18 protein-coding genes are annotated in these 21,398 nt (G+C 68.2%); 3 read left to right on the forward strand and 15 right to left on the reverse strand.

Going from position 1 to position 21,398, the window contains the following annotated elements; translation table 11 throughout:
* Positions 1-96: 96 nt before the first annotated feature.
* Complete coding sequence (locus AB0F29_RS25710) at positions 97-375, reverse strand: DUF1905 domain-containing protein (RefSeq protein WP_361876393.1); 279 nt, start codon at positions 373-375, stop codon at positions 97-99.
* A 274-nt stretch (positions 376-649) separates the two neighbouring features.
* On the opposite strand from AB0F29_RS25710, the gene AB0F29_RS25715 reads away from it, so the two are divergent.
* Positions 650-1,330, forward strand: a complete 681-nt coding sequence (locus AB0F29_RS25715) for a GPP34 family phosphoprotein (protein WP_361876207.1) — start codon at positions 650-652, stop codon at positions 1,328-1,330.
* A 125-nt stretch (positions 1,331-1,455) separates the two neighbouring features.
* Positions 1,456-2,409, forward strand: coding sequence for an N-acetyltransferase (locus AB0F29_RS25720; RefSeq protein ID WP_361876209.1), 954 nt, complete (start codon positions 1,456-1,458; stop codon positions 2,407-2,409).
* Positions 2,410-2,469: 60 nt separating this feature from the next.
* On the opposite strand, the gene AB0F29_RS25725 is transcribed toward AB0F29_RS25720, so the two are convergent.
* Positions 2,470-3,342 (reverse strand): class I SAM-dependent methyltransferase, encoded by an 873-nt coding sequence (locus AB0F29_RS25725; RefSeq protein ID WP_361876211.1) that lies wholly within the window; start codon positions 3,340-3,342, stop codon positions 2,470-2,472.
* Positions 3,343-3,519: 177 nt separating this feature from the next.
* On the opposite strand from AB0F29_RS25725, the gene AB0F29_RS25730 reads away from it, so the two are divergent.
* On the forward strand, positions 3,520-4,941 hold the full coding sequence (locus AB0F29_RS25730; protein ID WP_361876214.1) for an FG-GAP and VCBS repeat-containing protein: 1,422 nt from the start codon (positions 3,520-3,522) through the stop codon (positions 4,939-4,941).
* Positions 4,942-5,148: 207 nt separating this feature from the next.
* Here the strand turns inward: AB0F29_RS25730 and AB0F29_RS25735 are convergent, their stop codons facing one another.
* From AB0F29_RS25735 to eccD, 13 genes are all read right to left on the reverse strand, one after another.
* Positions 5,149-5,685, reverse strand: coding sequence for a hypothetical protein (locus AB0F29_RS25735; RefSeq protein ID WP_361876216.1), 537 nt, complete (start codon positions 5,683-5,685; stop codon positions 5,149-5,151).
* A gap of 64 nt (positions 5,686-5,749) precedes the next feature.
* Positions 5,750-6,526 (reverse strand): hypothetical protein, encoded by a 777-nt coding sequence (locus AB0F29_RS25740; RefSeq protein ID WP_361876219.1) that lies wholly within the window; start codon positions 6,524-6,526, stop codon positions 5,750-5,752.
* Between the two features lie 194 nt (positions 6,527-6,720).
* Complete coding sequence (locus tag AB0F29_RS25745) at positions 6,721-7,185, reverse strand: hypothetical protein (RefSeq protein ID WP_361876222.1); 465 nt, start codon at positions 7,183-7,185, stop codon at positions 6,721-6,723.
* A gap of 1,007 nt (positions 7,186-8,192) precedes the next feature.
* Positions 8,193-8,768 (reverse strand): hypothetical protein, encoded by a 576-nt coding sequence (locus AB0F29_RS25750; protein ID WP_361876225.1) that lies wholly within the window; start codon positions 8,766-8,768, stop codon positions 8,193-8,195.
* Between the two features lie 73 nt (positions 8,769-8,841).
* On the reverse strand, positions 8,842-9,234 hold the full coding sequence (locus AB0F29_RS25755) for a hypothetical protein (RefSeq protein ID WP_361876228.1): 393 nt from the start codon (positions 9,232-9,234) through the stop codon (positions 8,842-8,844).
* A 14-nt stretch (positions 9,235-9,248) separates the two neighbouring features.
* A complete protein-coding gene (locus AB0F29_RS25760; protein ID WP_361876231.1) occupies positions 9,249-11,621 on the reverse strand; it encodes a hypothetical protein in 2,373 nt (790 codons plus the stop codon).
* Positions 11,618-12,064: a DUF6507 family protein gene (locus AB0F29_RS25765; RefSeq protein ID WP_361876233.1), complete on the reverse strand. Its 447-nt coding sequence runs from the start codon at positions 12,062-12,064 to the stop codon at positions 11,618-11,620. Before AB0F29_RS25765 ends, AB0F29_RS25760 begins: the two co-directional genes overlap by 4 nt.
* Positions 12,065-12,136: 72 nt before the next feature.
* Positions 12,137-12,448 carry a pore-forming ESAT-6 family protein gene (locus AB0F29_RS25770; RefSeq protein WP_018959356.1) on the reverse strand — a complete coding sequence of 104 codons (312 nt, stop codon included), beginning with the start codon at positions 12,446-12,448 and terminating at the stop codon, positions 12,137-12,139.
* Between the two features lie 60 nt (positions 12,449-12,508).
* Positions 12,509-12,841 carry a hypothetical protein gene (locus AB0F29_RS25775; protein ID WP_215101848.1) on the reverse strand — a complete coding sequence of 111 codons (333 nt, stop codon included), beginning with the start codon at positions 12,839-12,841 and terminating at the stop codon, positions 12,509-12,511.
* A gap of 178 nt (positions 12,842-13,019) precedes the next feature.
* Positions 13,020-14,438, reverse strand: coding sequence for a DUF6177 family protein (locus AB0F29_RS25780; protein WP_361876238.1), 1,419 nt, complete (start codon positions 14,436-14,438; stop codon positions 13,020-13,022).
* 82 nt (positions 14,439-14,520) lie between these two features.
* Positions 14,521-18,513 (reverse strand): type VII secretion protein EccCa, encoded by a 3,993-nt coding sequence (eccCa, locus tag AB0F29_RS25785; protein WP_361876241.1) that lies wholly within the window; start codon positions 18,511-18,513, stop codon positions 14,521-14,523.
* A 157-nt stretch (positions 18,514-18,670) separates the two neighbouring features.
* On the reverse strand, positions 18,671-19,870 hold the full coding sequence (locus AB0F29_RS25790) for a MinD/ParA family protein (protein ID WP_361876244.1): 1,200 nt from the start codon (positions 19,868-19,870) through the stop codon (positions 18,671-18,673).
* A gap of 55 nt (positions 19,871-19,925) precedes the next feature.
* Positions 19,926-21,269: a type VII secretion integral membrane protein EccD gene (gene eccD / locus AB0F29_RS25795; RefSeq protein WP_361876247.1), complete on the reverse strand. Its 1,344-nt coding sequence runs from the start codon at positions 21,267-21,269 to the stop codon at positions 19,926-19,928.
* Positions 21,270-21,398: the final 129 nt, after the last annotated feature.

Below are 21,398 nucleotides of genomic sequence, written 5' to 3' on the forward strand. Positions count from 1 at the left end.
GTAGCGGCGGATCGTGGGGCGCGGTTCGTCACCGCCGCGGTGATCGTCACCGCCGCGGTGATCGCCGCTGTCACGGCAGGGCGACCGATCCGGAGGTCAAGCGTCCACCCGCTCCTCCAGGAGGACGGTCACGCTGTCCCCTTCCCCCTTGCCGATCGCCTTGCGTACATCGGCCTTCACCGGCAGCTTGTGCGTGCCGTCGCCCAGGGCCATGAACGAACTGCGGAACGGATGACCGTCGATGCTGCCCCGGACTTTCACGAGGCCGCGGGTGCCGAAGAACTCGGCCGACTCGGGCCACACGACGTAGGTCCAGCCGCCCTTCTCCGGACTCTTCCGCAGGGTCGCGGTGAACTGCTTGTTCAGCTTGCTCATCGTGCTGTTCGTCGTGTTGTTCGTCGTGCTGTTCATCGTTGATACCGCCTGTCCAGGAGCTTGCGCTGAGGAGGGCTGTCGCCGTTGTCGTTCACCAGTTGGACCGGGGCGGGTGGGAAAACTCATCGGGGACACGCGACGCCGACGAGCGCCGGACTGTTCATGACGTCTGTCATGAACAGTGGTGACAGCCCGCACCGCTCTGCCCGCTCTCCGCGGGGCAGGCTTGGGTGGGAGAGCCGGGTACATCCGACGCCGACAGTGGGACACGACCATGCAGACCGAGAACGAGATGCTCATCGTCGAAGACCTGACGCTGCTGATGATGGACGACAGCTCCGGAGCCATCGCGGGGGCGGGCACGCTGTACTACGCGCTGGGCGGCGCGGTCCTCGTCGAGCTGGGACTCGGCGGCCGGATCAGGGCCGACGAGGACGACAAGGGGCTGAACGGCGTGAAGGTCCACGCCGTGGCCGGTCCTGCGCCGTCCGATCCGCTGCTCCGGGCCGCCCACGCGAAGGTCGGGGAGCGCGTGCGGGGCGTACAGACGCTGCTGATCGAGATCGGTACGGGGGTGGTCACACGGGAGACGGTCCTCGACCGGCTCGTCGAGCGGGGCGTGCTGCGCCGGGAGACCAGGAAGACGCTGGGCCTGTTCCGTACGACGGCGACGACGGTCGCGGACACCGGGTACAAGAAGGCCCTGGTGGAGAAGGTCAGGGCCGTCCTGATCGACGGCGCGGAACCCGACGCCCGTACGGCGGCACTGGTCGGACTGCTCTCCGCGAGCGGCACGCTGCCGACCCTGCACCGCTCCATCCCGTGGTCCGGCAAGGTCTACAAGCGGGCGAAGGAACTGGAGCGGAGCAGCTGGGGTGCGGAGGCGGTGAACGCCGCGGTGATGCGGACCGTGGCAGCGGTCTCGGCGGGAACGGTCGTCGCGGTCACCACGTGACGGGAGCGCGCCGCTCTGTTGGAAGCCGCCGCATCCGGGCCCGAGGCTCCTTCTGTGAATCTGCTAGCGTCGTGGTGTGCCGCATCGCATGGCGGTCTTCCCTCCTTTCCCTCCAGAGGATCGCCATGTCTTTTTCACCTGCCGTGCGCACTTTCCGCCGCAGCGACCGTCACCAGCTGACCGACCTGGTGAACCGCCATGTCGCCGCAGTGCTTCCCGGCGTCAGTACCTCGGTCAACACCGTCCTGAGCAGCCTTGAGGCGCGGCCCGACGAGTACGTCGTCGATCCATGGGTCGCTGAGCGCCTCACGCTCGTGACCGAGCAACGCGGCCGCGTCGTCGCGGCGGCCCATCTGCACCGCTACCGCGACGAGCCGGACGTCGGCCCCGACTACCGGGGAGCCGCAGCCATCCAATGGTTCGTGCACCATCCCGGCGACAGCGACAGCGACAGCGACAGCGACAGCGACACCGTCTCCTCGGACGCGGCGGATCTTCTGCTCTCCGCGTGCCTGGCGACCGCCACCCGCTGGGGGGCTCGCAGCGTCCACGCCGACGGAACGCTTCCCTGCCCGGGGGTGTACGGCGTACCCGATGCCTGGCCGCACGTCCGCTCAGCGCTGGAGCGGGCAGGGTTCGTGCACACGGGTGCCACGGAGGTGCTGCTGCTCGCCGAGGTGAGCGACCTTCCCGACACCGGTGAGCAGCCCGGCCGGGAAAGTCCGACCCTTCGGCGCACGCTCGGCTCCCTCGGCACCCGCTTCACCGCCCTCGCCGGTGACCGCGTGCTGGGCCACCTGGAGCTGGACACCACGCTTGACCGCCCCGAACGTGTCGGTCGTGGAGGCGGGTTGGCGGAGTTGGCCGATGTCGATCTGGGCCCCGACGCTCCGGAGGGGGCCGAGAAGACCCTGGCCCGGCTGCTCGCCCAGGCCCGGGACTGGCTGACTCTCTGCGGCATCGATCGTCTCATCACCTGCGCGTACCCCGAGGACCTCGACGAGATCGACGCCCTGCACCGCCACGGTTTCCGCGAGGTCACGCGGACGGCCCGGGGATGGGAGCTGCGCACCGTCTGAGACCTGACCGGGGCCGGACCGGGCCGGACACTGTTGGTAAATGCCGGGCAGGCCCCGGCGTCAGGCGGGGCGGCGGGCCATCCACGTCTCACGGGTGGACCGCACGACGAGGTCGTCCCGGTGGCGTACGTCCTCAGGACCGCCGTCGATGAGCCGGTCGAGCGCGGCCAGGTCCTCCGGCGAGACGCGCCCGACCAGGTTGTCGCGGATGCGCTCGAAGACGAGATGGGCGTACCGGCCCGCCCCCTCGGGCAGCGGGGCACGCAGCTCCCACGGGTCGGCGCGTTCCTGCTCGACGGAGAAGCCGGCGGCCGCCAGCAGGGAGCCCCAGTCGGCTCCCCGGTGCGGCAACTGCTCGGCATGCAGGCCATCGAGGGCCTCCCGGCAGCGGCGCTCCAGCGCACCCGGTTCCCCGCCCTCCGGCAGGAAGGTCGGCATTCCGTCCACCTCCGCGACGGCCAGCAGCCCGCCGGGGCGCAGCGCGGCGCGGATGCCGGCCAGGGCGGTGGCGGGGTCGTCCAGGTGGTGCAGGGACGCCGACGCCCAGACGAGGTCGGCGTTGACGACCCCGGGCAGCCCCGCGCCGGCGTCGGCCTCCAGGGTGTGCACGCGGTCGCCGAGCCCCCGGTCCCGAGCCGCCGAGGCGAGCCGCTCCAGCATCTCGGGGGAGCTGTCGACGGCGGTCACCCGGGCGGTGGGGAACCGCTCCAGCAGGGCGAACGTGCCGGTCCCGGTGCCCGAGCCGAGGTCGACGATGTTGCGGACGTCATCACCGGCGAGGCAGGCGATACGGCCGGTGAGCGCGGTCAGGTGGGGCGCGAAGAGGGCGGCGTCGAGGTCGAGGATCTCGGGGAGACCGTTCGGCGTCGCGGAGGGGTCGTGGGAGTGAGCCGCATGACCGTGCTGGTGCTGGTGCTGGTGTTCGTGAGCCATGAAATCGAGCGTACGGGTTCTTGCGTCAGATGCATGTTGGCTTGCCAATAACGCAAGAAGGTGACGCCGGAACCACCCTCCGACGCAAAAGGATCGGTCCCGGAGTACACAACCATTCGCGGCACGGATGGTCTTTCTCAGCAGTGAGCACGTGCGCACATCAGGGGGATGAACGCGATGAAGACTTCTCGACTCCGCACCGTTTCGGCGATCTTCGTGACGCTCGCGACCACGGCGGCCGCCGCACCGGCCTTCTCCGGTACGGCGGCGGCGGCCGCGCCGGTCGCCGCCGCGCGTCAGCAGGTCGACTTCAACGGGGACGGATACCAGGACATGTACGCCTCGGTGCCGGACGGGACCGTGTCCGGCCTCAAGAAGGCCGGGTACCTGGTGGTCTACCCGGGCGACGCGAAGGGCGTCAGCGCGGCCCGCCACCGGGTGGTCAACCAGAACACGTCCGGGGTTCCCGGCACGGCCGCCGCGAACGCCCGCTTCGGGGCGGGAACGCCCGCGGACATCGACCGCGACGGGTACACCGACCTGCTGGTCTCGGCCGGCAACGGCCCGAAGGTCATCCTGTTCGGCGGCACAAGCGGCCTCGGCACCCGGGCCGTCGAGTTCCGGGGCCAGGGATACGCGCTGGGCGACTTCGACGGCGACGGCCGGACGGACGCGGCCGGCATCGACCGCACCGAGTGGGTCGGAAAGATCGTGTTGGACGAGAACATCGGCGCGGACGGCTCGGTCGGCAGCACGCGCACGGCGCTCACCGCCGACGGCGTCACCGTCTTCGAGCGAGTGCAGGTCGTGGACGTGAACAACGACGGCAAGGACGACCTGCTGGTGAGCAGTGGCTGCGACGACGAGCCGGACTGCGGCGGGCGGTCGCTGTACCTGTCGACGGGTACGGGCTTCACCCACACGCCCATCGTCACCGCGCCTGGGACGTACCTGAAGCACTCCACGGTGACGGTCGGTTCGGTCAACGGCGACGCCTACCCGGACCTGGTCTTCACCCGTCGGCCCACCGGCATGGACAGCGACCTGGACTTCCCGAGCAAGGGTGGCGCGGTGGCGGTCGTCCTCGGAGGCCCCAAGGGCCAGAACACCGCCGTGAAGCCGAAGTGGATCACCCAGGCCACCGCAGGCGTGCCGGGTGCGGACGAGACGGGCGACGACCTGGGCGCGAGCGCCTCGGTGGGAGACCTGGACGGCGACGGCTACGGCGAGGTCGTCGTCGGCCTGCCGGGCGAGGACGTGGGCCCGGCCAAGGACGCCGGCGGGGTCCTGGTCTTCAAGGGCCGCGCCTCGGGCATCACAGCCGCCGGTACGAAGGTGATCGGCCAGTCGACGGCGAACGTCCCCGGAGTCGACGAGAACGGCGACGCGTTCGGCGGCGAGGTCCACGTGGTGGCCCCGGCCAAGGGCGTACCTGCCACGCTGGCGGTGGCGGCCCCCGGGGAGAACACCAACCAGGGAGGCGTCTGGCTCTTCAAGGGCAGCCGCACGGGCCCGGCGGTGAAGGGCAGCGTCTCCTTCGGCGAGTCGAGCCTGGGCGTGAAGCCGGCGGCGGTCCGCTTCGGGGGCTTGTTGGGGTGAGGGACCCACTGTACGAGCCGACGGATAAACGGAGCAGTCTGGGCACCAGCAAGGGTAAAAGAAAGATTCGCTGTCTGGTCTAGCGGGACATGGTGTTCCTGAAGGGCTTTCGGCATCGTCGGAGGCTCCACTGAAACACTAATCACATCACCGTGATCGTCCGGATGCTCGTCCAACCTCACGCGTCAGCGTGAGGTTGGAAAAGACTCATTGATGGGCATCCAGTTGATTCAGGGTGTCCTCGTTCAGTTCTACGACGGGCGAGTCGGAAATGTGATCCTCCCAGTTCGTCAGGCGAACTCTAGAAAAGACGAAATCCGCCACACTGTTCTCTACGACGAAGATTCCGCCGCGTTCATAGAGGGTGATCAGTGGCGCAAAAGGATCTTCCATTTCGGACACCTTCGCGGGTGCTGCTTCCCGCAGTGCCGCCCAATGAACAGAGGCCTGGCACACCCTCTCCGCTCTGGCGCCAGGGACATTGTTTTCCAGAAGGGTTTCCAGTTTCACGGAAAGCTCTTCCGGGATTGAAAAGGAAGGTGCAAGCTCCTTCGCAATGTCAAAGAACGGCCAACTGGTCGATCCGCCCAATTCTCTTGCCCAAAAAGCCGCCCGCCGGAGATACTCTCGAAGTAGCGCCGTGCGTGACTGCGCATGGCTGTCTGCTCTGTCCCAGTCCATCCAATTGATAGCGCTGAGACGTTCCAGCGTGTCGTTCGCCGTTGGGTACTGTTTACTCGTCATAGCCCCAATCCTTTCTTCGCCGCCTCCACTCGTTGGGATCCTTTCTTGACGGGTCAGGCGTGGTTCACTCCTGGCCGGCCGATCCAGGTACGCCAAGTACGGCCTCCTCGATAATCCTGGCAGCGTCTTGGTCGTAGATGCGGACGCAGTCGCCATCTGCCTCCATGGCGGACAGTTGAGTTGTCGGCTGCCATCCCAGGTCTCCACTGAACACCTCATCGTGCTGCCCGCCACCCTGCGGCATAAGCTGCCTGAAGACAGGTCCTCGATTTCTATCAGAGGCGTAGAACGTAACGCGTCCTTCAACGTCCAGAGAGTCGAGAACGGTGCCGTCGAGCGCGACAACTGGGGTGTTGCTCGCATAGCCTTGCAAGCTTCCGTGGCGAAACGAGACACCTGTCAGGTCCAGGGCTCCGAAATTGTCTGTCATGAACTCGCCGCCCCGTTCATACAAGCGAATCAGCGGCTCGTAGAGGTCAGGGAGATCGTCAGTCCCGATTTCAGGGTTATGCAGGCGTAGTTCCGCAAGGCGTACGGTACCACGGCAGGTTACCTTGACGTCCCCGCTCATTCGCGCACGAAGGAATTCCTCCAATTCCTGCGCCGTGTCGGGCGAAAATTTAAATTCTGGATCCATGTATTCCGTGATGTCGAAGAATGGCCAGGCGCTCTCGGCGGAGTATGTCTGGGCCCACAAGGCGGATCGCCTCAAATATTCTCGCATCAGCAGTCGCCGCGACATTGCTTTTCCGAAAACGTCTCCCCAGTCGCGTTCCCATTTTACTGCGCAGAGGCGCTCCATCACCTTGGATGCCGCTCGCTTGCCTGGTCCGTCAGTCACTTCAGATCAATCCCCTTGAACCGCAACTACTGCTTGAAGGCCACGACAACGTCATCAATATTTGCCAGTTGGGCTGCTACCTTGATCCGCGAAGCGTCCATGCTCAATGAACGCCAATGGTCGAACCCACCCGTACCTTCATCCAGAGAAAGGTCGTGAGCTTTCGCGTCGAAGGCATCCCGGGGTCAAACGTATTAGTAATCGACTGTCTTACCGTCATCGTTGGAGAAACACGTCGACTCGCCCTCGCCATCCAAGGCGTCCAGGGTGGTGGGGGACAGCGTGACGAAGGGAGCGGTGGAGGTGTTGCTTTCCACGTTCCGCAACGGAATCATCACGCCGTTGAGGTCGAGGTACTCCTGCAGGTAGAAGCCGCCGCCCCGCTCGTACGTGCGCAGCAGCGGCTCGTACGGGTCTGGCAAGTTCTCTAGCAGGTCAGGGTGGGCGTCGCGCAGTGCCGCCCACCGGGCGGCTCCCCTGCAGGTGGTTCGCAGCGAGGCGGGGGCGAGATCCTTGAGGAGTTGCTCCAGATCCTCGGTGACGTCGAGTGGTGTCGTGATGTTGGCGTCGATGTGGGCGGCAATATCGAAGAACGGCCAGAGCTGCTCGGCTTCGCACGCCCGTGCCCACAGAGCCGCTCGTCGCAGGTATTCCCGCATAAGCAGGACACGTGAGTGAGCGTGCTGGACGGCTGCGGCGTCGTCAGTCCAGCCGATGGCCCGTAGTCGGTTCAATACCTCACGTGAAGGTGTATAACTCACTTCAGGTTCACCCCCCTTTGGCTCGCAGCTCTTGGAAAACATCCTTCACGAAGTCGTCGAGGTTGGACAGAACGGGGACAAGCTTCGCCTGGGGTGCTTCAGGCCGAGCCTTTTCCAGACGCTCCCCAACAGCCGTGCACGGGAGTGCGGCGCCAGGTCGTGGGCTCCAGTTGTGCTGAGACTCTTCCGTGCGTAGCGGCCACCGCCGGCGTACGTTCCGCCAGCTTCTCGCCGCCGGAGGCCTGCCTGGCCCTCGTGAAATATCGCGACCCTGCCCGATCAGAATTCAGACGGTCCTAGTGGATCTCTTCGACAGAAAAGTAGGTTGTCGTCTCTCTGCTGGTCCTCGTCCAACGAGTCGAGATAAGAGGCGCCCAGTGAGGAAAGAGGCTGACGATCGAGATGCTTTTCCCAACCGGACAGGCAGACGCGATAGTCAACAAAATCGATGAACCTATTCTCGACCCAAAATTCTCCGCCTCGCTCGAAAGGAATAGACAACGGTTCGAAAGGGTCTGGAAGGTCAGGGAATTTGGCAGTACTCGGGCCTATAGGTCTCAGTTCGCCTGTATTCTCATACTCTCGCTCAAGATCCAGGTATAAACGGAGGAATTGCATCGTGGAACTGGCGGCGGACCATTCAGGTCCCTACGACACCACGAGTTCAACGTGCAATGTCCTATAGTCATCGGTTCACGGCCCTGCTGCGGTGTCGGACTCGTGCTTCGCGCCGGGTCCTGACATCATGGCTTCGATGATCCGAGCGGCCTCGCTGGGAGTTATCTGAGTTTAGCTGGCACCCTCTGCTCCTTTTTCCTGAGTGTGGATGGCCCCTGTCGTGTCCCAATTGAGCTGATCGCTGAACACTTCGTACCGCTCCTCACCTTCCGGTAGCAACCGGCGCCTCAGGATCGGTTCATCGCCGGCGTCTTCGCGAAGAAAGTGACCCGTCCTTCTGTATCCAAAGCATCGAGTACAGACGCACGGATCGTCACAATTGGAGTGTCTCCGAGGTAGTCCCGCATAGTCCCGGGGCGGAACGAAACGCCCGTCAGGTCGAGAGCTCCTGAGTTGTCCCTCATGAACTCGCCGCCGCGCTCGTACATGACAAGTAGCGGTTCATAAAGTTCGGGGAGGCTGAGTTTTTCCGTTGCGGGGTCCTGCGTGCGGAGTTCCGCCAGGCGCACGGCTCCAGCACAGGTGGTCTTGACGAGTCCAACCCTTCGGGTGCGGAGGAACTCGTTCAAGTCTATGGAAAGACTCTGAGGTAGTTTGAGTTCTGGTGCAACGCAATTCGTGATGTCAAAGAATGGCCATGCTTCTTCGGCAGAATAGGCTTCGGCCCACAACGCGGATCGTCTCAAATATTCTCGCATCAGCAGCTGACGCGAGAATACATGAGCGTAGGCGTCGTCCCAGTCGGCATCCCACTCTATTGTGCGGAGGCGATTCAAGACCCTGAGGCCACCCTGGTTGGCCACGTCATCCATTGTTCAGCTCGATTCGTTTTTATCGCAGCTCCTGTTTGAGCAGTGCGACGACCTCTTCGCGTCCTCACCCCGCGGTGAGGCTATCGTGTACTTTCTGGGCGAGCCTCCTGAGTTCCGGCTCGTTCTCGGCAGGCATAAGGTACTGTTTCTCTCTCATGCGCGAAAGAAATTCTTCAGGTAGACGAACGTTGTATTTCCTTACATAGAAACAGAGGTCGCCTCGCCAGATCCATTCGCCGTCGCTGTAGATCGAGTCCCCGCCGAGTACAGTCTCCCCTGAACCCATCACGTCCTCAGAAGATCCCATCACGCTGAACAGGTCGTGCCCTGACAAGAGGTACTGGGTAATTTCTTCGACATCGCTGTAGCGATTTGATGTAACGTTATCTTTTATGCTCCCGACTGGGGTCCCGAAAGATGGCAGCCATAGTTCCTCGAAAAAATCGGCAATTTTCATGGTTTGGCTCCTCGTTAGTGCGCCAGCGGTAGAAAAGTCCGCCAATACCCGCCGTCGAATATTGTAGGAACTTGTCCGGGTCCGAGCCTCGAGCTAACGCCGACCTTATTTGTGGGAGCAGTTACTGGGACCCCCAGTTCGTTGGCGATTGCCTGAGCGGCAGGGATGTCCAGTGCGCCCTGGGAGGTGTTCCCCGTGTGACAGGAAACTAGTCGAACGGGTCCGCCGCTATAGCTAGGGTTAGCCCGAATAGCTTCGGCGATATGAGAAGGATGGGTATCGCCGGCGGAGAAGCCTTGTTCAGCGTGGTTTACCCGACCGGGTTCGAAGAACCCTTGGGCATTGCCATGCACGACGACATCATGGTAACCGTCAAGAGGGCGCACACGGTCGAAGTTCACCATGGTGCTCCTATCGTAACCAATAGCGGTTCTTCCTTCTCGAAAGTACACGGGATCGCCTGTGCTTAGTACGAGATCTCCGGGCTCCTTGGGTGGGTGTGGAATTCTGGATTCGGGAGCGATCCGCGCTTCGTAGCCGCGACGGGTTCCCATGTCGCTAACGTGACGATATGGGGAACCGTCCGGTTGTGCGCCAGGCGGTCCACCGGCGTCCTCCCCATGCCCAGCCGGGCTGCCGCCATCGTGGCCCCCTGCCTGCGTTTCGGAGCCCTCTGGCCTATAGGGCGACGACGGTGGGGCTGATGAGCCGCCTCCGCGGTGCGCGTCGCCGTTTGTGTCGTCCAGATTGTGTGCCAGCCTCTCGTGGCCGACACCCCCGGCGGTGATCGCCCCCCGCCCGTGACCTGCCGGCGTCAGTTGTTCGGCAGGCGCGAAGCTGCCTGCGGGTAGGTTCTCGTGTTTAGAGGCGGTGTGGTGCTGCTTGAGCGTGCCGTCTTCCCCGAGGATGTTGCCCTCGCGGTCCAGGTGGACGATGTTGCCGTCTGTGTCGGTGCCCCGGAGGATGCCCTCGGGCAGGGCGGTGGTGCCTTCGGGGAGTTTCAGGGCCCCTTCCTGGATCGGCAGGGAGCCTGCGGGCGGGGCCACGCCTTCGGGGAGGCGGACCACGCCGTCGCCCAGGTCGATCGCTCCGGCGGGGATCTCCGCGCCGTCCGGGAGCTTGACCGAGTTCCTCGGGATCTCGAACGCGCCGTCCGGGAGTGCTGCGCCCTCCGGCAGGTGCAGGGTGCCGTCGGCGAGTTTGAAGCCGCCGTCCGGCAAAGTGATTGCGCCCGGCGGCAGTGGGGGGATCTCGACGTTGCCCGTGCCCTTGAGGCCGGCCATGACGTCGCTGATCTTGGTGAGGCCGGTGCTCGCGCCCTTGAAGAGGTACGTCGTCGGGTCGGCGTAGCGGCCCGCCTTGTTCGCGAATGACAGGGCCTTTGCCGCGACCGCCGCCTTGCCCGCGCCGGAGACCGCGCCTCCGGTGCCGCCGGTGAAGATTGTCGTCAGGGCGTTGAAGGTGACCGCTCCTCCGGCGCGGGCCGGGTTCTCGCCCCACTGGTCGTAGGCGATGAGGGCCTTGCCGGTCTCCGTCATCGCCTTGCGTGCGTCGCGGGCGAAGCCCGGCAGCTTGTCCTCCGGGGTGAGCCACAGGACGTGGGGTGCGGCGACGGTGAGGATGACGCCGGTGGCGAGGTTGCCCAGGCCGGTCCATGCCTGCTTCATGGAGTCCCAGCCCTCGGTGCCGACCAGAGTGCCCAGGCCCTTGACCGTGGCCCAGACGCCGTCCACGACGAAGCCCTTGCCGAAGTCCCAGGCGTGTTCGTGGATCTGCCACCACGGTGTGGATTCCTTGACCGGGTCGCCCCACGGCAGGCCCTTGGCCTGCTTCAGGGCCTCGGCGTCGTACCCGTACATGCCCTTGCCGCCGGAGCCGTCGTCGGTCTTGAGCGGCTTGCCGTCGGGCACCAGCGTGATGATCTTGTTGTAGCAGGCGCGCTCCACCGCCTGGAATGCCGCCCAGGTCTCGGCGATCTCGTCGCGGCGGCGGTTGTTCTCCTCGACCAGGTCGCCGTCCTCGCGCCACTTGTCGTCCGCGTTCGCCTCGTCCAGGAAGGCCGAAGCCTCCCGCTTGAGCCGCCGCAACTTCGCCACCAGCGGCTGCGCGTCGTCCGCGTACGCGCCGAGCGCGCCGGTGATCCTCGTCAGGTCCCCCTTCAGCGCGGCCCCGCGGTGTGCGACCGGTTGTGTCGTCGCGAACAGCTGATCGGCCTCCGGGGCCTTGTAGAACGCCTGGAGTCCGCCGAAGCTGCTGTGGATGTCACCGGCGGCCGTCGCGATGTTCTCCCCGTCCCCGGCCAGGGCGGTCACCTTCTGGTCCAGCACCGCCAGGTCCCCGGTGAACACCGGAATGCCGGACGGGTCGATCGGCTCCTTGTCGCTCACTTCCCACCCCGCAGGTCCTTCAGCACGTCCAGACGGACGGCCTGCGCCGCGTTCTGCGCCTGCTTCGCCGTGTCGAGGTCGCCCTCCACGTACTCGTTCGTCGCCGTCGCCGCACCCAGCACCGCCGCCTGGATCCGCTCCGACATCGACTTCAGCTGCGCCTGCCGAGCCTGCGCGTACGCGCCCAGCGCCGCTGCCACCGGGCCCGTCGCCGTCGGGGCGCTGACGAGCGCCGCGACCGGGCCGGCCTGCCGGTGCGGAATCACCGGGCCCACCGGCTGCCCCGTCTCCGTACCCCCCGGCACCGCGGTTCCCGCCGCTGTCGCCGCCTCGGACAGGTGCGTCATCAGCGCGTTGAGCGCCTTCTCCAGCTCACCGGCATGCCCGCCGACCACCTTCAACTGGCCCTGCACACCCTGCGGTTTGATATCCCACGCAACCATCCACGCCCCCGTACGCACAACACGACCGGCCCACCCCGCACGGGGTGGGCGCATTCATGAACCCCCCGGCGGTCAGCCGATGCCGTCGACCGCGGCCTTCGCCCGCGCCAGCGTCTGCGCGGCCGTGCCGTCGTTCTTCTCCAACGTCGTCCGCAGCAGCCGGATGATGTTCCGCACCTCCTGCGACGTCGCGTTCCACCGCAGTTCCTTGCCGTGGTACTCGTCCGCCACGCCATCGGCCGCGAAGTCGTTCATCGCCGCTCTCACCTGCGCGTCCCGCGCCGTGATCACCTGCTCCAGGCGGCCGATCACCACCTGGAGAGCCGCCTGTACCTCCGTCGAAGCCCCCGTGTCGTACGAACGCCGGTCCGTGCTGCCCGCCATCAGTCCTTCAACTCCCCGTCAGACAGAAATGTGTGGCCGAGCCGGTCACCATGACCGGTGTCAGCGGCCGCCGAAACGCGCCGCGTCGAAATTCGCCGACGCCATCTGCGACTTCGCGTTCTCGTCCTGCTCCTGGTCACCCGAGCCGAACGCCGCGTCCATCCCCGACTGACCGCCCAGGATCCCCGACAACGACGCGTTCAACGCCTTCGTGATCTCGTCCGAACGTGTCTTGAAATCGTCGAACGCGACCTTCCCCGCCCCGTTGAACTTTCCCTCCAACGGCTCCGCCGCCGCGATCAGCTGCTGGATCAGCGTCCCCAGATCCGTACTCGCACTCTGCGAATCCGACAGCAGCCTCGACAGGACCGACGCCCCCATGTCGAACTTCATGACATCCCCCGTTACATCGAAACAGCGAGCAGCGAAGCAGCGAAGCTGCGAAACATCTAACGCATCGACTACAACGACCGAACGCACGCCTACTTGTGCGCACATCCTTGTCTATCAACCTCGGCATCACTACTGCAATCTGCAATCAGCCAGATTGCGGGGGGAGTCCGGGAAGTCCCTACGCCCCTTTGAGGTGCCGCATCAGCCTCTCGAACTCCTGCCACCCCGCCAGGTCCGAGGGGTTCCCCGGCAGCGGGTAGTACAGCGCCGGCCTGGTTCTCGGGCCGAGCCGCACCGGCTGCTCGGCCAGGGGTGTGCGTCGCGCCCGGTCTCCCGGCAGCGCGCGGACCTCCTCCGCGCCCAGCACGAAGGCCAACGGGACCCCGGGGCCCTCGAAGCGCGGCGGTACGGCCACATCGCGGCGCGCTTTGCGAAGTTGTACGAGCATCGACTGGAGGTGGTGGCGCGTGGCGAGCGTCTCGGCGGCCGCGGGCAGGGCGTCCAGCGGAGGCTCCTCGTCGGCGCCGTAGCCGAAGGCGAGGGTGACCTCCTCCTCCACGCCCGCCTTCGTCCGGGTGACGCGTACGGTCGCGATGGCCGGTCGCGAGCGGGTGCCGACCACGACGAACCACGTGGGCTCCGGTGCCCGTTCGAACGCGACGTCGGTCAGCCGGCCCGGGGACCAGGGGAGGGTCGCCGGTTCCGACGTGCCCCAGCCGGCCGGCGGTTCGCCCGTCAGCTCCCGCCACACCGTCTCCAGACCGCCGCCCAGCACCAGCCGCTCGTCCGCCGGGTGCACCATGCGGAAGGTCAGGCCCAGTTGGCGGTCGCCGGTGTCGTGGACCCGCTGGTAGGCAGCCGCCACCGGGGTGCGCGGGTCGTCCTCCGTCGCGTCGGGGGAGAGCACCGGGTCGAACGCGCCGTCCTGCCAGCGCAGTACGGCCCCGGTCAGGCCGTCGTAGTAGCCGTCCCGTTCGTCCTGGACGATCCAGCGGGACGGCCAGCCGCCCAAAGCGTCCCGTACGGCGGGGGAGAGCGTGGTGCCCGCCGGGCTGACGATCTGGATGCCGAGACCCGCCTTCGCCGCCGCCCGGAAGGCGTCGGACAGCCAGGCCGTCATCGCCACCACCGGGCGGTCCTGGATGACCACCGCGACCTTGCCGGTGAGCACGTCGATGGCCGGCTGGGCGGCGGCGGGTTCCGGCGCGACGCTCACGCCGTCGGTCTTCACCACGGCGAGCGATCCCGCCGCGTCCGGCGGCCAGGCGGAGCCGCCCACCAACGCGGCGAGCCGGGTCGCGAAGACCCCCGCGAGTTGCTCCGCCTCCGCGACGCCCGTGGTGGCGCGGGCCTCCGTCCACCAGTACGGGACCGGCGGGGCCGTGGTGCCGAGCAGCCGCTCGGCTTCACCCTCGACGGAGACCAGCAGCGGGGCCTCCACGGAGACGAGCGGGCGGCCCTCCGTGTCGCAGAGCTGGATCACCGCGCCCTCGCCCCGCGTGCCTACCAGCCTGTCCGGGCCTCCGGAGAGCAGGCCCGCCAGTACGGCCCACGGGTCGGGCATACGAGAGGTGAGAGCGATGACGTCCTTGGTCATGGAGTGGTCGTCCGGTCCTTTCGGTCCTTCGTCGTTCCGCGGTGGTCATGCACGGGCGGGCGCTGTTCCGCACCGAGGAGTTTCACATCGGCGCGTACACCGTGTGGATCAGGCGGTTGGGCTGCCCACGGCGGACGAACACGCCTCGTCCGGGAGCTTGTTGGGATGCGTACACGCCGGGGAACAACTGGCCCTCGCTGCGGTCGCCCGCCATCAGGAGCGCCGAGGCGCCCGACTCCCGCAGACCCTGTACCAGCGGCTCGTACATGCCCCGTGAGGCGCCGGCGACCCGGCGCGTCAGAACGAAGTGGAGGCCGATGTCGACCGCCGAGGGGATGTACGGAAGGAACGCGGACAGCGGTGACTGTCCGGCGGTCGTGAGGACGTCGTAGTCGTCGACGAGGACGACGATCCGCGGGCCCGCGCCCCAGTTGCCGGGCTCCAGGTCCTCCAGCCGGGCGTTCTCGTCGGGCAGGCGCTTCTCCAACTCGGTGGCGATGCCCGCCGAAAGCCCGGCGCACAGCTTGGCGTTGTACGCGTACCCGCCGTTGAACTCCTCCGGGACCACGCCGCGCAGTGAGCGCCGCGGGTCCATCACGGCGAACACCAACTCGTCTTCCCCGTAGCGGTCGATGAGACCGTGTGCGACGGTCCGCAGCAGGTTCGTCTTGCCGCACTCGCTGTCCCCCAGCACCAGCAGGTGCTGATCGTGCTGGAACAGGTCGAGCAGTACGGGCGCGAGCGCCGACTGGTCGAGCCCGATCGGTACGCGCGTGGGCTCGGCCGCCGGCCCCGGCAGCGAGTGCGGCTCAAGAAGGTGCGGCAACACGCGCACTGGCTGCGCCACTTCGCCGCTCCAGGTCGCCCGGACCGTACGCGCCGTACGCTCCAGGACCGCGCCGAGGTCCGGTGTGTCGGCGACCCCGTCCGTACGGGGGAGCGCCACCTGGGCGAAGAGCCTCCCGTCGGTGAGGACCCGCCCCGGCTCGTCGGGTGACAGGGTCTCGGCGAGCTTGCGGTCGATGCTGGACTCGCCGGGGTCGTTGAGGCGCAGTTCGACGCGGGTGCCGAAGTTGGACTGGATGGCGATGCGTACGTCGTTCCAGCGCAGCATGGACGCGACGACGTGGATGCCGTAACCGCCGCCGCGCTTGAGGATGTCGGCGATCGTGTCGTCCAGCTCGTCGAAGTCGTCGCGCAGCGCGCCGAATCCGTCGATGGCGAGGAGGACCTCGGCCGACGCGAGTTCGGGCAGTCGGCCGGCCGCGTGCAGGGTGCGCAGCTGCTCGACCGAGTCGATGCCGTGCTCGCGGAAGAGGTCCTCGCGCAGGGCGAGCATCGTGCGGACCTCCTCGACGGTGCGGGCCGCCCGTTCCCGGTCGGCGCGGCCCGCGATACCGCCGACGTGCGGCAGACCCGAGAGCGCTTGGAGGCCGCCGCCGACCAGGTCCAGTCCGTAGACGCCGATCTCGCGTGGCGTGTGGGTGAGCGCGAGGGAGAGGACGAGTGTGCGCAGCAGCGTCGTCTTGCCCGACTGGGGGCCGCCGATGACCGCCGCGTGGCCGCCCGCCGTCGTGAGGTCCAGGAACCACTGCCCCTGCCACTGCCTGGCCGGGTCGTCGAGCAGCCCGACGGGAACGCGGAGGGGCCGCCGGCGCCCGTCCGCGACCGCCCCGGTCAGCCGCATCCCACGCGGTCCGATGTCCAGAGGACCGGCGACGGTGTCCAGCGCGGTGGCCGTCGGCAGGGGCGGCAGCCAGATGCTTCGTACGGGCGGTGCCGCCCCGGTCAACTGGGCGACCATGACGCCTAGTTCGGTCGGCCCGGTCTCGCGGCGACGGGACGCCGGCTCCGCTGACTGCCGCGCCTCGTCCGGTCCGGCCAGGGTGTTGTACGCCTCGTACGGCAGCGCCAGCGGGCCGGTCTCCTCCTCGTCGGTGCCGCGGACCGGGCCGCGGTAGCCGCCCGAGACATAGCCCGCCTTGAACCGGGCGTAGTGGCTCGTGTCGACCTTCAGATAGCCGAACCCGGGCAGCGGAGGCAGGTGGAAGGCGTCCGTCGTGTCCAGGACGGTGCGCGACTCGTCGGCGGAGAAGGTCCGCAGGCCGAGACGGTAGGAGAGGTAGGTGTCCAGGCCCTTGAGCTTGCCGCCCTCGATGCGCTGGCTGGAGAGCAGCAGATGCACGCCGATGGAGCGGCCGATTCGGCCGACGGAGAGGAACAGATCGATGAAGTCCGGCTTCGCGGTGAGTAGTTCGCCGAACTCGTCGATCACCACGAACAGGTGCGGCAGCGGATCCAGGTCCGGCCGCTTCTCGGCGCGCAGAGCCGCGTAGTCCCCGATGTCCGCGACGTTCCCCGCGTCCTTGAGGGCCTGCTGGCGGCGCTTGACCTCCCCGGCGAGGGAGGAGTGGACCCGTTCGACGAGCCCCGCCTGGTTCTCCAGGTTGGTGATGACCCCGGCCACGTGCGGCAGGTCCGCGAACGGCGCGAACGTCGCCCCGCCCTTGTAGTCGACCAGCACGAGCGCCAGGTCCTCCGGCGGATGGGTGGCCACCAGGGCGAGGACCAGGGTCCGCAGCAGCTCCGACTTGCCCGAGCCCGTCGCGCCCACGCACAGCCCGTGCGGGCCCATCCCCAGCTCCGAGGACTCCTTGAGGTCCAGCAGCACCGGCTCGTGGGAGTCGCTGATGCCGATCGGGACGCGCAGGAAGGCGCGCTCGCCGCGCGGCGCCCACAGCCGTTCCAGGTCGAGCCGGGCCACGTCGTCGACGCCGAGCATCGCCGCGAACCCCACCGGTCCGGAGAGCGGGGCGTCCGCCAGGGACTCGGCGGACAGCCGCAGCGGCGCGAGCATCCGGGCCAGACCCTCGGCGAACGGGGCGCCCGCCTCGTCCACCGTGCCGTACGCCTCCACGGGCTCCGGCGTCCGCAGGTCCTCGATGGTCACGTCCGTGCCGTCGACCGTGATCCGTACGCTGACGTGTCCCGGTTCCTGCACCCGTCGCTCCAGCAGATGCAGCACGGTGACGCCCATCTCGCGCAGGCCGACGGCCTCGTCCGGGCGCGGCAGGTCCACGGCGTCCTCGCCGTGCCCGTCGGTGACGACGAGCAGCCGGGAGTTCATGGACAGCGCGTCCCGGCCGGCCAGGCCCCGGCGGACCTCGGCCGCGTACGAGGCCCGGCGGCGCAGCTCCGCCCCGATCTGCCGGGCGAGCTGCGGGGCGGACGGGGCGATACGGCGGGCGGCCACGGGCCCGTCGAACTGCTCGGTGTCGAGCAGGTGCGGCAGCCACTTGGCCCATTCCCAGTCGGTCATGCGATCACCCGGCGCCGCGACGGCGATGGCCACGTCGTCGGGTGCGTGCAGGGCCGCCGTCTGGACCAGCAGGGCACGGGCCACCCGCAGACAGTCCTCGCGCGGGCCGATCACACTGACGTTGCCGATCCGGTCCAGCGGGACGGTGAGGGGCAGTTCGGTGCCGTTGCGGAACCGGTTCACCAGCGCCGAGGCCTCGTTGAGCATGAACAGGTCGGGCGGTGTGAGGACCGTCGAGCCCGGCTCGGCGATTCCCAGATCCCGTACGGGCATCTCGCCGGTGCCGACCCGCACCCGTAGGAAGTCGTCGTCGACCCTGCGCCGCTCCCAGAGGCGCGCCGGGTCCCGCACGATGTCGTACAGAGCGTACGGCGGGGGGTTCAGGACATCGGCGCGCTCACGCCGTACGCGCTCCTCGCCCGACAACTCCTCCCGCAGGTCCTCCACATAGGCGAGATACGCCTCGCGCTGCGTGCGTCGGGTGCGCTGGGCCTTGCCCCGCTGCGAGAAGAGCAGCGCCACGGAGCCGATGACGGTGACCACGAGGATGATCGCGCCGAGGGCGGCGAACTGGCTGTTGCGGACGACCGTCATCATCACGACGGACGACATGACCCCGGCGACCGGCAGCAGCGACATCGCGATGTTGCCCGCCTTCCCCTCGGGGAGGTTGGGCGGGGCCTCGATGGTGCGGGGCGCGGGCGCGGCCGGGGGGCGGGTGGTCCGGGCGGGGCGGTGGATCAGTCGGGTGCTCATGGGCGTGGTCCGGCGTTCACGGTGGCGGAAGTGGCGGAAGTGGCGGGTGCGGCGGGTATGGCAGGTGTGGCGGGTGTGGCGCAAGCGGCGGAAGCGGCTGCTGCGACGGCTGCGACTGTGGCTTTGACTGTGGCGGTCGTAACGCCCCGCATCGCGGTCACCGGCGCTTCTGGGAGAGCTGGAAGACCTCGGCGGCCAGCCGGGTGGCCGCCAGCCGCGTCGGCCGGGCGAGCAGTTCGGTGCGGAGTGCTCCGCCTGCCGCCAGATGCCGGTCGTGGGGCAGCACGTGGACGGTCGCGCCGGTGGACCGCAGCTTCTCGGCGGCCGCCTCCACATCGATCCCGGGGCGGGACGTGGTGCTCGTGAGCGCCACCACGGTCCCGGCGATCATGTGGCGCGGCAGCCCCTGCATCCACTGGAGGACCGCGTACGTGCTGGTGATGCCGTCGAGCGTGGCGGGCGCGGCCAGGACCCGGGCCTGGGCGGCGGAGAGCGCGACCCGGGCGACCTCGGCGGGCAGCGTCTCGCAGTCGACGACGGTCACCCCGAAGTAGCGGCGGAGCGCGACCATGACCCGCTCGTACGCCGCTGTGTCCAGCATCGCCCCGATCCGCCCCTGGCTGCCGGGCAGCAGCCAGGCGTTGTCGGGGAGTTGGACGAGGTATCCGGTGATGTCGAGCAGCGACATCTGCGGTTCCACGATGTCCGCCAGGTCGGCCGTGGTCCAGCGCAGCGTCTCGGCACCGAGACGCAGGGGCAGCGAGCCGAGCGCCGGGTCGGCCTCGACGAGGAGGACCGGGTCCTGGCGGTAGTGCGCGTACGCCGTGCCGAGCAGGGCGGCCACCGTCGTCTTGCCCGCGCCGCCCCGGATGGAGGTGACGGCGATCTGCCGGCCGGTCGTCACCGGCTGCTGGATCCGCTCGGCGGTGCGGGTGATCTCGGCGACCTCGCGGGCCGCCGACGAGGAGACGATCCGGCGTACCGCGCGTGATACCCGCGCTGCGGCCGGCTCACCCTGCCGGGGGCGGCGTGCCGTACCGGACAGCGCGCTGTCGATCACGGGCCGTGAGTCGGGGGACCGGGCGGGCTGTCGCGCACGTGCCGGGGGAGGGGCGGGAGCGGGGGACGATGCGGGGGTGTTCGGGCCCGGCGCTCGCGCACCCGTACGCGGCTGCGGCTGCTCCGGCGGCTGTGGCTGTGGCTGTGGGTGCGGTTGCGGCTGCTCCTGCGGAGGCTGCTGCTGTTCCTGTGCCGGATGGTCGCCGTGTGCCGCACTGTGGCTCTGCGCGCGCCGCGGAGGAGGGGTTCCCCTCAGATCGCGCAGCACATCACCCTGCCAGTTGTCCGCGTTCGGCATGTCTGCCCTCCTCCTCCGCTCCGATGCCCCGACCGGAGACGCCCGCGCATGAATGTCAGAACTTGTCGAGCAACTGGCCGTAGATGCCGAACACACCGATAGCGAGCGGGAACAGCCCCACCATGCCGATGGACTCGATCAGGTCGGCGGTGCGCCGGAGCCTCACCCGCACGTGCTCGGGAGGCTCCACCGCCAGGGCGAGCAGGGGCAGCAGCGCCGCCACGCCGAGCACCACGACGGGGCCCGCACCGGCGGACGGCTGCTCCATCCACAGCATCACGAGGCGTACGAGCAGGACCGCCGCGCCGGCGAACAGGGCCACCACCTCGGCCACCAGGGGGAACGCGCGAGCCCTCGACAGCAGCACCACCGCTACCAGCGAGGGCAGGAGCACCGTCCACACGGTCGGCCGGGCAGTCAGAGTGAGGAGCCAGCCCGCCGCCGTCGCCGACGCCGTGGTGACCACGGTGGCGAGGACGAGTCCGCGGTGCGTGGCGGTCAGCGCGTCGGCCACGTCGTGGCGGCTGACCGATGCCCCGCCCGACCGCCGGTCATCCAGCGCGGTGAGGCCGGACGCCATCAGCGCGAGCCGGGGCAGCACGCCGAGCAGCACCACGGAGAACACCGCCATCACCGCGCCCAGCCGGGCCGGATCCGGTTCCACGGCGGCGACGGCCTCCCACACCGCGGTGACCGCGGCAGTGGCACCGGCGCCGATCAGGCCACCGCGGCCGAGCGGCGAGAAGAACCCGAGCAGCAGCAGGGCCAGGGCCACCGCCGTCGCCACCGCGGCGAGCCGGGCCGGGCCCGACCAGTCGTACGCGTCGGCGGCGGTCCAGGCCGTGAGAACGCCGAGGCCGCCCGAGACGAACAGCAGCGCGGTCGCCAGGCCGCGATTGCCCGTTCCGATCCGGGCGCACAGCGCGCCGCCCACCAGCAGGACGACGGTGGCGACCGCCAGCGCGACGGCCAGGGCGCCGAGCGGGAATTCGCGCCGGGCCAACAGGGCGGCGATCACCGCGAAGGCCACGGTCGACGCCCCGGCGGTGACCCTGCGAGCGGCCGGACGCCAGCGCCAGGCCTGTAGGTCGAGGCTGTCGGCCACCTGGTCCGTGACGTCGTGGACGACCGGGGCGGGCGGAGCCGCGTGGGTCCTGACCAGGCGCAGCACGGCGCCGTCGCTGACGCCGGCCGAGGCGAGCGTGCTGTCGTGCGGCAGGGCCGAACCGTCGGAGGTGATCAACTGCCGGGTCAACGGCCGTGAAGCCGCGCGGTCGTCCAGCAACTGCAGTATGTCCGGCAGTAGTTGACCGATGGGTGTGTCCGAGGGCAGCACGATGTCCGCCCGGCGCCGCTCGCCGACCAGGGTCACCCGGCTCAGTTCCGATCGGGACGTCATTGCTGTGCTCACCACTTACGGAAACCTATCATCGTGATGTTCCGAAATGTCGGGCCAATTAGGCATAGTGCATGGCGTGGTTGGCGCATTTCCGATCTCGGCGAAATCTCGCCTGCGATAGGTGCCCGC

Source organism: Streptomyces sp. NPDC026589, from assembly GCF_040638385.1.
Lineage (GTDB): Bacteria > Actinomycetota > Actinomycetes > Streptomycetales > Streptomycetaceae > Streptomyces.